Origin of the sequence: Acinetobacter sp. Ag2 (assembly GCF_001005515.1) — a bacterium.
GTDB lineage: Bacteria > Pseudomonadota > Gammaproteobacteria > Pseudomonadales > Moraxellaceae > Acinetobacter > Acinetobacter bereziniae.
On the sequence record NZ_LBNA01000053.1, the window covers coordinates 165,142 to 178,646 of the forward strand.

Consider the following 13,505-nt stretch of genomic DNA (forward strand, 5'->3'; position numbering starts at 1 on the left):
GTTGAAAATTTATACATTAAATATAATTTCAGTAGATCAATAAAATCAATGCTACGAACATTTTGTTGAATAATATAAAGCATTTCAATGCCCCGCTTTATTGTTAAAGTTTAAATAGATTTGCGTAGGCGATGTTTTACTTTTCAGAGATGAAAAGATAACAAAAATTTTTTTTCGGTCAAAGGGGATATCCATATCACCCTTGACCGACGGCGGCATCCATGCCGCCAACCGCGATAGCGACATCGTCTGACTATATTGGCTTGGTTTATTCAGTCAAGTTATACCTACATCGTTGATATAAAATTTCAATCTCTACATCGCTCGTGTAAGTTACAGTCAATCTGTTGAAAACTTATACAGTAAAATATAATTTCAATAGATCAATAAAATCAATGCTACGAACATTTTGTTGAATAATATAAAGCTTTCAATGCCCCGCTTTATTGTTAAAGTTTAAATAAGCTGAGTTTGATCTAAAAATCTGGATAAAACATGATACTCGGAAAGGTCATCTGCAATATGTGAGGAGATCACATGGCTTTACTGAAATGGGTTCAGTCTCATCATGGATTGAGCTTTACTGAGTTTAAACTCATCTAATCATTTATTTATAACAAGTTTATTTATCTTTCAATTGTTAGATATAAACTGATATATAGGTATATATCAGATTGAAACAAGGGAATTTTTAATCTCTTTTTTACTATGAATTTTAATTTTTTAAGCTATACTGAAAGCGATGTCTTCTGACAACTCGTTACAAAAAAGAGCAAGCAGTTCAAATTGTTTGCATAAAAAACGTTTTAATATCCTTTTATATTTGAATTATTACAAAGAGATTGACTATGCAAAGTAATAACCCAATTTTAACGCGTGCGGAAACGTATGCGGATTATGAACAGCCAATGACCATACAAGGCGCAATTCAAAAGTCTATTTTATTGACTGTGATTGCTGCGGTATTAGGTGTTGGAATTTTCTTCTATAGCTTTAGCACCATGAATGTAGGAATTGCATACGCTGCTACAATGGTTGGTGCAATTGGTGGTTTGATTTTAGGTTTAATTGCGACATTTAAACCGAATACAGCACGTGTGTTGGCGATTCCTTATGCATTCTTTGAAGGTGCATTTTTAGGTGGTGTTTCCGTCATCTTCCAATTGAAGTTCCCAGGTATTCCTTTACAAGCGCTTTTGGCAACTTTTGTCACAACTTTGGTGATGTTTGGTTTATATAAATTCCAAATTATCCGTGCAACTGAAAAATTTAAATCGGTTGTGATTTCAGCGTCTATCGCCATTGGTTTGGTGTTTGTGGTGCAATTCATCATGCGTTTGGCATTTGGTTCAAGCATTCCGTTCTTATTTGAAAGTAACCTGTTAGGTATTGGTTTTGCTGCATTTGTTGCAGTGATTGCTTCACTTAACTTGATCCTTGACTTTGATTTGATTGAATCTGCTGCTGCACAACGTGCGCCTAAATCATATGAATGGTTATGTGGTATTGCTTTATTGGCAACTTTGGTTTGGATGTACTATTCATTCCTACGTTTATTGAGCTTATTGCAAGGTGATGATTAATCATTACTGATCGAGCAAAATAGATTTGATAAAGACGCACTTTTTACAGTGCGTTTTTTTATATTTTTACTAAACTTTTAAAAAAAGATGCATTATGCAATTTAGTTCTGAGTCAAGACTTGGCATTATGCTTACAAAATTAATCAAGTGAGAATTTCATGGCACAAGGACTATTGGCAGGTAAACGCTTTTTAATCGCGGGTATTGCAAGTAAATTATCCATTGCATTTGGTATTGCTCAGGCATTACACCGTGAAGGTGCAGAACTCGCATTTACTTACCCAAATGATAAATTAAAAAAACGTGTGGATGAGTTTGCAGAACAATTTGGTTCAACGCTGGTTTTTCCTTGTGATGTTGCTGTAGATGCAGAAATTGACCATGCTTTTGCTGAACTGGCAAAACATTGGGATGGTTTGGATGGTGTTGTTCACTCAATCGGCTTTGCACCTGCGCATACGCTGGATGGTGATTTTACGGACGTAACTGACCGCGAAGGCTTTAAAATTGCACATGACATCAGTGCTTATAGCTTTGTGGCAATGGCACGTGCTGCGAAACCTTTATTGCTTGCTCGCCAAGGATGTTTACTGACTTTGACCTACCAAGGTTCTGAGTCTGTGATGCCAAACTACAACGTGATGGGGATGGCAAAAGCATCTTTAGAAGCAGGTGTACGTTACTTGGCTTCGAGTCTAGGTGCAGAAGGAATTCGTGTAAATGCGATTTCAGCAGGTCCAATCCGTACTCTAGCGGCATCAGGGATTAAGTCTTTCCGTAAGATGTTAGATGCCAATGAAAAAATTGCACCACTGAAACGCAATGTGACAATTGAAGATGTTGGGAATGCGGCATTGTTCTTATGTTCACCTTGGGCAAATGGTATTACAGGTGAAATCTTGTATGTCGATGCAGGTTTCAATACTGTGGGTATGAGCCAATCCATGATGGATGGCGAATAAAGTTAAGTATATTTAACTGACTGAATTCAAAACATAAACCTCAATATTAAAATATGAATATTGAGGTTTTTTTACAATTTCTTAAAAATTAACCGATCAATAAACTAGGATTCAATCGTTTTTTTTGATTAAATATAGATAAATATTAATATTATTTTAAGTTAGATAAGAAAATGAATTTTGCCAATATATTTTCGGCTTTAGAACAACTTGGATTAACCGCTCAAAAAAGAGCTTTGCACATTCAGTTTAGCAATCCTGATTTGACTGCCCAAGTGTTCTTGCAACGCATTGATGGACAACATGCCATCAATCAAGGCGTGTCTGTGGAAATGATCTGTCTTGCAACATCTGCAAATATTCCACTCAAACAGTTTATCGGTTGCCAAGCTGCAATCGACCAAGTCACTGACCGCGGACAACTGTTCCGTACCACAGGCATCATTACCGAAGCTGCACAGGGACAAAGTGATGGCGCACTGACGGTTTATAAGCTCAAACTTGAGGATGCAACGTCACTGTGGCACAAACGCCGTAATAGTAGAGTATTTCTGAATAAGTCGGTGATTCAAGTTGTTGAAATACTTCATAAAGAATGGCAACAAAGAAGTCCGCTGTTTGCTGCTAGTTTGAGTTTAGATAAAACTGGGCTGACCAAAGACTATGATATTCGACCACTCATTATGCAGAATAATGAACGAGATATAGATCTTATTCAAAGGCTTCTAGCATCGGAAGGTGTGACGAGTTTAATTGATGAAGCACAGCTTAAAGTCTCTCATTTTAATGAACCCATCCAGCCTCAAAAGCTTCGATTGATTGATGACAATACTCAATACGAAAGTTTAGAACGACGCACGATCCGCTTTCATCGAAGTTCGGCTATAGAGACTAGCGATTCGATTATCAATTTTACAGGACAACGCTCCCTTCAACCGACATCGGTACATATCCACCGTTGGCAAGCCGATATTCTTGAAACCGAAGAAGGTGCAGGCAATGTACAAAGCAAATATCAGCACAGTGCCCAGTACGATAACGCCAGTCTTGGCTTAGAACAAGTATGGCACTTTAGCCCTGCATGGATTCCTGACTTGAATGGGGAAGATGGTGCAACGCCATCAGGCAACAGTCAGATCGAACGCTTTAACCAAAATCTTAGCAACTACTACGATGCCCAAGCCAAACAATTCACGGCAATATCGACGGTACGAGATGCGCAGGTGGGTTATCACTTTGAGCTTAACCAACATCCAAGCCTAGAGCTAAAAGATTCTGCCGATCAGCAGTTCTTGATCATCTCTAAAACGTTTTATAACCAAAATAATTTACCCAAAGACTTGAGCCATCAAGTCGAAACTTTGTTAAAACAAAGTGATTGGCAACGCCCCCATCTCACCGTAAACAACAACGAAGAACGCCAAGCGAATCAGTTGGTGCTACAACGATGTAATATTACGGTTGTTCCTGAATATAATCCCTTAACTCAAAGACCCGCAGTCCATCCAATGCGAGCGAGAGTGGTTGGTCCAAGTGGAGAAGAAATTCATGTGGATGAATGGGGACGTATCAAGGTTCGCTTCCTCTTTACCCGCAATGAAGACCACAGCCATGATGGTGGTGCAGGCTCGAATGACAATGATACCGACTCAGCTTGGGTTGATGTATTGACGCCATGGGCAGGCGAAGGGTATGGGGCACGTTTCTTACCTAGGATTGGGGAGATTGTAGTCATCGACTTCTTTGATGGCAACATTGACAGACCATTCGTGGTGGGTCGAATCCATGAAGCGCAACGCAGTCCGAGCAAGTTTGATGACAAAGGCAAGTTGCCCGATACCAAGAAGTTGGCAGGGATTAAAAGCAAGGAATATCAGGGTAGTGGCTATAACCAACTGAGATTTGACGATACCACCAACCAGATCAGCAGTCAGTTACACAGCAGTCATGGCGCAACTCAACTCAACCTTGGCAATCTCAGTCATCCAAAAGAGACAGATAGTAGCGAAGGGCGAGGAGAAGGCTTTGAGCTAAGAACGGATCAATGGGGTGCGGTACGTGCAGGTCAAGGCTTACTGCTGAGTAGCCATGCACAAGATGGGGCATCAGGTAATCATCTAGATACAACCGCAGCCAAAAGTCAGCTAGAAAGTAACCTGAACAATGCCAAAGCCTTAAGTGAGGTTGCCAAGAATCAACAGACTGATCCTTTAGAGGTCTTAGAACGAATCCAAGGGTTTATCAATACACTGGCTCAACAAGATCCGAAAAAAGCGGATGCATTTAAGTCCGCAGTAATGATGCTGGCTTCACCAAATTCAATTGCACTATCAAGCAATGAAGACATCCACCTCTCTGCGGATGGACAAATCAGCCATAGTGCAGGCGGAAGCATTAATCTAAGCACACAAAAATCCTTGGTGGGACATGCCAGTTCAAAGATCAGCCTGTTTGCAGCACAGGAAGGTGCAAGACTTTATGCTGGCAAGGGGAAAGTAGAGGTCCAAGCTCAAGATGGAGGTGCTGATTTGATCGCCCGCAAAGGCATTCAAATCATTTCGACAGAAGATACGATTTATATTATTAGTCCGAAAGAAATCAAGCTGATTGGTGATGGCTCGGAAGTGAAGCTCAATGGTTCAGGTGTATTTGCAACGACTGGTGGATTATTTGAAGTGAAATCTGGGCAGCAGAAGTTTACAGGTGGCGCTAAGGTGAGCTCGGAGATCCCTCAACTCCCTATTTGCGAAATGCGTGTTTCTGGCGCTGCGGCAAAAGGTGATGCTTCTGTGGAGCTTTCATAATGTTATTAGCACCTATACATCCAAAAGAAATGATTGAGCATGATTATGTCATTATTGATCCGAATCTAAATGCGCAATATTTCTATGAAGTGGAAACTCAGCTTAAGTCTTTAGCACCAGATTATGCGAAGAATGTACAGCATGTTTTCCCATATTTATTGCGCTTGAATTCGGTTGATGAGTCTCTTGTTGAGGAAATCAAACAGTACGATCAACATCAGGTTAAAGCAGGGCTTTCGCCATTTTTTCTGATGAAGTTTAAAAGTGTTCCGACTCGAGAGCCTGATATTGTTGATCATTTAAAGCAAACTTTAGTATATGAAATAGGCACTAAGAAGTATTTGTATCGCTTTTTTGATCCAAAGATTTGGATGTTGCTAAATTACTTTGAGAGTCAGGATTTTTTATGGATCAATAAATATTTTAAAAATATTGAATTCAATTTTTTAAATGAAATATTGTCCTTTGAAACTGAGTCTAAAGGTGATTTGATTCGACAGCCTGATCATGATTTATTGGACAAAATCAGTGTAAACAACAGAGTGTTTGAAAAGTTAAAATTCAAGACTGACGACTTGCCAGCATACTTTATGAAAGTTAATCAGATTTTTAATTATGCAGACTTAATAAAAAATAAAGGAATTTTGACCAAGGATGATGCTGTAGCATCCATTTTTCATGCAGATTTAATCGGTGAAAGCTTTCTTGAAACCCACTTTTTTCAACGTTTAACAGAAAGTCCCAAAGGCTATGAACAGGCAAGCAAACAGCTTTCAACGTCTGAGTGGGATGACTTTTTTAAAAAACAAAATATTGATGATGAAAATTTAAAAAATAAGGTGATGTATGGATTCTAAAAGTTGTGATTTTTGTAAAAGAGATATTGGCTTAAAGATTTTTGTGAATCGTTATATATTTACATCAACAGGTGCAAATAATTCACTTGATGAAGATGAAAATCAAAAAGAATTATATGATATAACAGATATAAAATCACAGATTGATGAATATTTATCGAGTTTAGAAGAAACCAAGTTTAACTTTGTTAACTCCTATAAGCCATCTAGTCCTCAAGCTTCAACAGCCACGTCAGCTTTAGATGCATCTAGTCATGATTCAACTAATAATCCTGAAGCACCACTTAAGTCCCTGAATACGATTAAAGTTACGGCTACAGAGGCTAGTTATAGCTATCCTAAACACAAAACTGAAACATCAATGGAACAGTATGGTTTTAAAGGGAGCACTTTAAGAAAAGGTTTTTTATATGTTTTCATAAAGCATTTAAATCAATGGCAAGAATATAAAATTTCTGAAAAGGGTTTTTTAAAACGTATTAATGAATCAAATTATGATCAAGATTACTCATCTAGACCCTTAGTTTTAATGGAGCAGGGTGATGAGCCTTGCATGAATATTAAGCATAGAGCAAATGCTTTAACGATCGTTGTACCCAAACCCAATGAAGCTTCTTTTGTATATTTCAAATATTCTGAAAACGCATGGAGCAAAGCAACGAAGCTGAGAAACAAGTCACCTGAATTTTACGAAAAATATATGGATAAATTTGACGTAAAAAAATTTATTGCAGGACAGTACGCAAAAGGCACATTTCCAATGCAGACGGGAATTGAGAGTTTTTGTGCAGATTCTAAGACAGAATGGGTGGCTGGCGAAAAAGGTCAAGGAACTCTAGAAAACAGTCTGTTAAAAAATAATATATCAAAAGATTTATTTTCATATTCAGAGTATTTTTCCTATCTGTCAGGGAAGACACCTAAAGATATACTTGAAAACATTTTGTCTCAAAATGAAGATATTAACCAAGTTAAAACTAATAATTTAGCTTATAGATTATTTTCAGAATCAAGTTTGGATGATTCATTTCTTAAAGAGCATAGCAAAGAGGAACTCACCGCAGCTTTGTCAAATGATGCAAAAGCAAGAATACTTTTTGGCGCTGTATTTGCGATTGATGACCCTGTTGGCGTAGTGATGGATATTTCAGCTCAAGTTGCAAATCAAATGATAAGTGACGAAGATTATACTGATGATGAAAAAACCGTAAATACATTAGAAGTGTTAAAAAATAACTTTGGGATTAATGATTATCCTTACTTTACCAATGACGAATTAAAAAGAAATGAGGAAGCGAAACAAAAAATTCGTATGTATGGTGGGCAAGGAGCAATGATTGGTGGACTCATTGAGGACGTGTGGGATGATAAAAAAACAACAGAAGAACTCAATGCTAAGGAGCGAGCCCAAAAAGCAGCAGAACAAAAAGTAAAAAATCAAGAATGGAATACAGAATATGTCCAGCATATTGATTCAAATAGATTTAATGCAGGTTTAGCCACACTTAAGCAGAAAAAACAAGTGCAGGCAGGCTATGCGGATAAGCTCGATGGAATAGGTCAGGAGTTTCTTAAGGAAAGCGTAATTGCGGACCATTTTTTCTTTAACCAAGAAAAAGATAATTTAGTTGATGGTGTTTCTCTTGGCATGTGTGTCAATCTAGTTTTAGAAAGTAGCAAATTATGTCCAAAAATGAATAAATACATGGGGCAATACTTATATAACACTCGAGATCCTAACAATTACTTTTTAAATTTTCTTGCTTTAAATTCAAGTGCCCTTCGTCAAAAGTTAAATGAACAAATTAATAAATGGTCTCTCACTAATTTAAATGGAGCTTTTGCTACACAGCCTTTTGGGGATTTCATCAATTCATTTCATGGCTTTTTAAGTACAGCTCGAACGGAAGAGTTAAAATTTACATTGTTGACCAATATCAGCAAAGCCTTTTTAAATATCACAGGGTTATCTGCCCCGAATGCTTTAGCTGCTCATCCATTCCAGCCTTTAATGATTTCAATGTTTAGTTTGTCTGAAATCAAGTCTGAGCGTATTACTTTTACGAACAAAAGCGATTTCAACACGAAAATGCGAAATTATTATAGATCACATCAAAATATAGTGGGTAAAGATAATGGTCTAGGTAATGTCATAAAAAAAAGTGATTGGAACTATCTATATGATAAATACAAACATCTAAAATATATCGATGTGCCACGTTTAGAAGTAAATCCTGAGTTTGAGAGAAATTTACCAAAAAACTTTAGAGAAGCTGTAAAAAAGCATGCTGAGTTATTAAAAAAACAAAGTACGATGAATGTCAGTGTTATTGCTGAAGATGTTATAGAGCCAAGCCCAAGCTCAGATTATTATAAATTCTTTATGATTAAAGTTGCGATTGTCGGCTTACAAGGCTGGGCGATTTGTACTGTTTTTAGCCAAAGCTTTGATAATAAATATGAAAAAGTTAGTCGCAGAAGTGCTGCTGTGATTGGTCTCACCATGTCGACTGTAGAAGCATTCGGTGCATTGTTGAATTCGAGTGATAAAATCACGTCAAAATCTCGGCTGTTAAAGTCAATGAATAGTTTTATTTTAAAACTCACTACAGATGATAGAAGTGTTTTAGCAGGAAAAATTTGGCGAGGTTTCGGGTTGTTTGCAGGATTAATTTTTGGTGGATTTGATATTTATAATGGATTTGATGCAATTAGAAATGGTGAGCGAAGCTATGGTACTTACTTAGCCTTGAGTGGTGTTGCTGTTGTATTGGGAAGTTATCTTATATTTGCATTGAATCCATTAGGATGGATTGCAATTGCTGTAGGGATTATTTTTTCTTTAATTGCTTATTTTGTAAAAGAGAACAATATTCAAATATGGATTCAACGATGCCTACTATCGACCAATACTGAAAAGAAAAGATTTAGCGATATCTTCGAGCAAACAGATCAGTTAAAACTGATTGTATCTCCAGCCAATAAATAATTTAAAATGGTCGTGTTATGAAAAGTAAAATTAAAAAACATGCGTTTGGTTATGACGTATTTAAAGAAAATATACCTTTTTCAAAATTGGATGAAGGTGATGTACTTTTATCACCCTATGATGAATTTAAACGCAATCATAACTGGTCTTTTCTAAGAATGAACGATGATTATATAGAGCTTATTGATCAAACCTATGCGAGGCTTGGGAAGGGAATAAGCCTTTTAGTTTTAAGTTCCCCTATATTATTATTAATATTTTATATTTTATATTTATATTTTACATTTAATGGGGGTACTAATGAATCTATTTCTTTTTCAATATTTGTCGTAATTTCGGGATTGATTATATTTTTTATACCAGTGTATGCGTTCTTAAGTCCTTTTTTTAAATATGATTATAAGAAACCGTTATGTAAACCGATTTTGTTTAATCGAAAAACAGGGAAGGTATTTTTTTATTTAAATGAAGCTGAGTATATCGAACGAGATTGGAAGGATGTTGTTTATGTAATGGGGACAAGTTTTGGGCTTTCAGGATTTACCCTAAGGGAGCTTAGAGCGCATATTGTCGAAGATGGTCTGTTAAAACATACCTTTGTCATTGGCTTTCCAATGATCGGTTGGGATAATACCCAAGGCTTATGGTCATTTATATGTCATTTTATGCATAAAGGACCAGCAGAATTGTATCCAAAGTCTAATCCAATGTATGGAACAATAGACCCGTTTACACAATTAACGTTTTGCCAACAGGTCATTGGAGCAAAAGAAAGTTATCGAGATACATGGAAGTCATTTCGAATTATTTATCATGATAACTGGGTTCCTGCGTTATTTTCCTTCCCTTTTGATCTTGGTAATTTTATTGCAAGACGAATATTGCTGAATATAAAGCCTCTACCTATCTGGCATAAAGAGGTTATCCTTAAAAATAAAATGGAACAACAACGCCCAGAGGAAATCAGTTTTAAAGATAACTTTGAATTTACTATGTTTGAGATGAAAGATAAATGATAAAACGCGGAAGCGCTTTGATCTTTAGTAAAAATGGTTACATGATGAAAAGTAAAATTAAAAAACATGTGTTTGGTTATGATGTATTTAAAGAAAACATACCTTTTTCCAAATTAGATGAAGGTGATGTACTTTTAAATCCTCATGATGAGTTTAAACGTAATCATAACTGGTCTTTTCTAAGGATGAATGATGATTATATAGAACTTATAGATCAGTCATATGCAAGACTTGGGAAAGGCTTAAGCCCATTTATATTTGTAATTCCACTTATGTTAATTGCATTATATTTTTTATACTTATATTTTAGTCTTGGTGGTGATAGTAATGATTCAATATTTATAACTTTCTTGATTGTAACTTCTGTTGTTTTTATAATATGGTTTTGCTTTTTTGTTTTTTTTCGTCCTTTTTATAAATATGATTATAAGAAACCATTATGTAAACCGATTTTGTTTAACCGAAAAACAGGTAAGGTATTTTTTTATTTAAATGATGCTGAGTATATCGAGCGAGATTGGAAAGATGTTATTTATGTGATGGGGAATAGCTTTGGTCTTTCAGGTGCACCTTTAAGAGAGCTTAGAGCGCATATCGTTGAAGGTGGTCTGTTAAAACATACTTTTGTTATTGGCTTCCCAATGATAGGTATATTCCGTACACAGGGTTTATGGTCATTTATATGTCATTTTATGCATAAAGGACCAGCAGAATTGTATCCAAAGCCTAATCCAATGTATGGAACAATAGACCCGTTTACACAATTAACGTTTTGCCAACAGGTCATTGGCGCAAAAGAAAGTTATCGAGATACATGGAAGTCATTTCGAATTATTTATCATGATAACTGGGTTCCTGCGTTATTTTCCTTCCCTTTTGATCTTGGTAATTTTATTGCAAGACGAATATTGCTGAATATAAAGCCTCTACCTATCTGGCATAAAGAGGTTGTCCTTAAAAATAAAATGGAACAACAACGTCCAGAAGAAATCAGTTTTAAAGACAACTTTGAATTTAGTATGTTTGAGATGAAAGATAAATGATAAAGCCCGCAAGCGCTTTGATTTTTTGGAATTAAAAAGAACATTATATTTTTTGATAGCTTGATATTTGGAAGCATCAGTAAAATGGTTGCATGATGAAAAGTAAAATTAAAAAACATGTGTTTGGCTATGATATTTTTAAAGAAAATATACCTTTTTCAAAATTAGAGGAAAATGATGTACTTTTAACGCCTTATGATGAATTTAAACGTAATCATAACTGGTATTTTCTAAGCATGAATGATGATTATATTGAACTGATCGATCAATCTTATGCAAGATTGGGTAAATCACTTAGTATGTTTGTTTTTATATCACCTTTAGTTATTTTCTTAATTGGTTGTTTAATGTACATGTTGATTAAACCATTTTATAGTGAAGGGATTTATAAATATATATTTGTTATATTTGTTTATTTATTCTTATTGTTTTTTACTTTATATGGTTTTTTGAGTCCATACTTTAAATATGATCATAAAAAACCTATATGTAAACCGATCTTATTTAATCGAAAAACAGGCAAGGTATTTTTTTATTTGACTGATGCTGAGTATATCGAGCGAGATTGGAAGGATGTTGTTTATGTGATGGGGAGTAGCTTTGGACTTTCAGGTATACCACTAAGAGAACTGAGAGCGCATATTGTAGATGATGGTATTTTAAAACACACATTCGTCATTGGTTTTCCTATGATTGGCATCTTTCGTACCCAAGGCTTATGGTCATTTATATGTCATTTTATGCATAAGGGACCAGCAGAACTATATCCAAAGCCTAATCTAATGTATGGAACGATAGACCCGTTTACGCAATTAACATTTTGCCAACAGCTCATTGGTGCAAAAGAAAGTTATCGGGATACATGGAAGTCATTTCGAATCATTTATCATGATAACTGGGTTCCTGCGTTATTTTCCTATCCTTTCGATGTATGTAATTTTATTGCAAGACGAATATTGCTGAATATAAAGCCTCTACCTGTATGGCATAAAGAGGTTATCCTTAAAAATAAAATGGAACAACAACGTCCAGAGGAAATCAGTTTTAAAGACAACTTTGAATTTAGTATGTTTGAGATGAAAGATAAATGATAAAGCGCGCAGGCGCTTTGATTTTTTTGGAATTAAAAAGAAAATTATTTTTTTTGAGAGTTTGATATTTGGAAGCATCAGTAAAATGGTTGCATGATGAAAAGTAAAATTAAAAAACATGTGTTTGGTTATGATGTATTTAAAGAAAACATACCTTTTTCCAAATTAGATGAAGGTGATGTACTTTTAACGCCTCATGATGAATTTAAACGCAATCATAACTGGTCTTTTCTAAGCATGAATGATGACTATATCGAGCTTATTGATCAAAATTATGCAAGACTGGGTAAGTCACTTAGTATGTTTGTTTTTATATCACCATTAATAATACTCTTATTTTGTATTCTTTTTTTTATTTTGTTTTATCCTGTTAATGATAAGGGCTGGTTTATTTATGGGTTTATTCTGTTTTCTAATATTTTTCTAATATGTTTTATATTATATTCTTTTTTAAGTCCATATTTTAAATATGATCATAATAAACCATTATGTAAACCGATCTTGTTTAATCGAAAAACAGGTAAAGTATTTTTTTATTTAACTGATGCTGAGTATATCGAGCGAGATTGGAAGGATGTTGTTTATGTAATGGGGACAAGTTTTAGTCTTTCAGGATTTACCTTAAGGGAGCTTAGGGCGCATATTGTAGATGATGGTCTGTTAAAACATACCTTTGTCATTGGCTTTCCAATGATTGGTTGGGATAATACCCAAGGCTTATGGTCATTTATATGTCATTTTATGCATAAAGGACCAGCAGAACTATATCCAAAGCCTAATCCAATGTATGGAACGATAGACCCGTTTACGCAATTAACATTTTGCCAACAGCTCATTGGTGCAAAAGAAAGTTATCGGGATACATGGAAGTCATTTCGAATTATTTATCATGATAACTGGGTTCCTGCGTTATTTTCCTATCCTTTCGATGTATGTAATTTTATTGCAAGACGAATATTGCTGAATATAAAGCCTCTACCTGTATGGCATAAAGAGGTTATCCTTAAAAATAAAATGGAACAGCAACGTCCAAAGGAAATCAGTTTTAAAGACAACATTGAATTTAGTATGTTTGAGATTAAAGATAAATGATAAAGCGCGCAGGCGCTTTGATTTTTTTGGAATTAAAAAGAAAATTATTTTTTTTGAGAGTTTCATAT

9 protein-coding genes are annotated in these 13,505 nt (G+C 35.3%); all 9 read left to right on the plus strand.

The genetic code is table 11. The annotated features are described in order from the left end of the window. The first annotated feature begins 848 nt into the window (after positions 1 to 848). Entirely contained in the window at positions 849 to 1,583 is a 735-nt protein-coding gene (locus tag AAV97_RS14280; RefSeq protein WP_005033931.1) for a Bax inhibitor-1/YccA family membrane protein, read from the plus strand. 158 nt (positions 1,584 to 1,741) lie between these two features. Further along, positions 1,742 to 2,545, plus strand: coding sequence for an enoyl-ACP reductase FabI (locus AAV97_RS14285; protein WP_004825077.1), 804 nt, complete (start codon positions 1,742 to 1,744; stop codon positions 2,543 to 2,545). A 173-nt stretch (positions 2,546 to 2,718) separates the two neighbouring features. Then, positions 2,719 to 5,349: a type VI secretion system Vgr family protein gene (locus AAV97_RS14290; RefSeq protein WP_046760889.1), complete on the plus strand. Its 2,631-nt coding sequence runs from the start codon at positions 2,719 to 2,721 to the stop codon at positions 5,347 to 5,349. Continuing rightward, positions 5,349 to 6,206, plus strand: a complete 858-nt coding sequence (locus AAV97_RS14295; protein WP_046760890.1) for a hypothetical protein — start codon at positions 5,349 to 5,351, stop codon at positions 6,204 to 6,206. Before AAV97_RS14290 ends, AAV97_RS14295 begins: the two co-directional genes overlap by 1 nt. Then, positions 6,196 to 9,195 carry a T6SS effector BTH_I2691 family protein gene (locus AAV97_RS14300; RefSeq protein ID WP_046760891.1) on the plus strand — a complete coding sequence of 1,000 codons (3,000 nt, stop codon included), beginning with the start codon at positions 6,196 to 6,198 and terminating at the stop codon, positions 9,193 to 9,195. The genes AAV97_RS14295 and AAV97_RS14300 overlap by 11 nt, the downstream gene beginning before the upstream one ends. Positions 9,196 to 9,212: 17 nt before the next feature. After that, positions 9,213 to 10,211, plus strand: coding sequence for a DUF6708 domain-containing protein (locus AAV97_RS14305; RefSeq protein WP_004825066.1), 999 nt, complete (start codon positions 9,213 to 9,215; stop codon positions 10,209 to 10,211). Between the two features lie 44 nt (positions 10,212 to 10,255). Beyond that, entirely contained in the window at positions 10,256 to 11,254 is a 999-nt protein-coding gene (locus AAV97_RS14310) for a DUF6708 domain-containing protein (RefSeq protein ID WP_058972164.1), read from the plus strand. A 92-nt stretch (positions 11,255 to 11,346) separates the two neighbouring features. Continuing rightward, positions 11,347 to 12,345 carry a DUF6708 domain-containing protein gene (locus tag AAV97_RS14315; RefSeq protein ID WP_081409754.1) on the plus strand — a complete coding sequence of 333 codons (999 nt, stop codon included), beginning with the start codon at positions 11,347 to 11,349 and terminating at the stop codon, positions 12,343 to 12,345. Between the two features lie 96 nt (positions 12,346 to 12,441). Beyond that, positions 12,442 to 13,437 carry a DUF6708 domain-containing protein gene (locus tag AAV97_RS14320; protein WP_046760897.1) on the plus strand — a complete coding sequence of 332 codons (996 nt, stop codon included), beginning with the start codon at positions 12,442 to 12,444 and terminating at the stop codon, positions 13,435 to 13,437. Positions 13,438 to 13,505: the final 68 nt, after the last annotated feature.

Excerpts from the sequence above, each read along its gene's own strand:
- AAV97_RS14280 (WP_005033931.1), top strand. The coding sequence starts at position 849 with ATGCAAAGTAATAACCCAATTTTAACGCGTGCGGAAACGTATGCGGAT.
- AAV97_RS14305 (WP_004825066.1), top strand. The coding sequence starts at position 9,213 with ATGAAAAGTAAAATTAAAAAACATGCGTTTGGTTATGACGTATTTAAA.
- AAV97_RS14295 (WP_046760890.1), top strand. The coding sequence starts at position 5,349 with ATGTTATTAGCACCTATACATCCAAAAGAAATGATTGAGCATGATTAT.
- AAV97_RS14310 (WP_058972164.1), top strand. The coding sequence starts at position 10,256 with ATGAAAAGTAAAATTAAAAAACATGTGTTTGGTTATGATGTATTTAAA.
- AAV97_RS14285 (WP_004825077.1), top strand. The coding sequence starts at position 1,742 with ATGGCACAAGGACTATTGGCAGGTAAACGCTTTTTAATCGCGGGTATT.
- AAV97_RS14300 (WP_046760891.1), top strand. The coding sequence starts at position 6,196 with ATGGATTCTAAAAGTTGTGATTTTTGTAAAAGAGATATTGGCTTAAAG.
- AAV97_RS14320 (WP_046760897.1), top strand. The coding sequence starts at position 12,442 with ATGAAAAGTAAAATTAAAAAACATGTGTTTGGTTATGATGTATTTAAA.
- AAV97_RS14290 (WP_046760889.1), top strand. The coding sequence starts at position 2,719 with ATGAATTTTGCCAATATATTTTCGGCTTTAGAACAACTTGGATTAACC.
- AAV97_RS14315 (WP_081409754.1), top strand. The coding sequence starts at position 11,347 with ATGATGAAAAGTAAAATTAAAAAACATGTGTTTGGCTATGATATTTTT.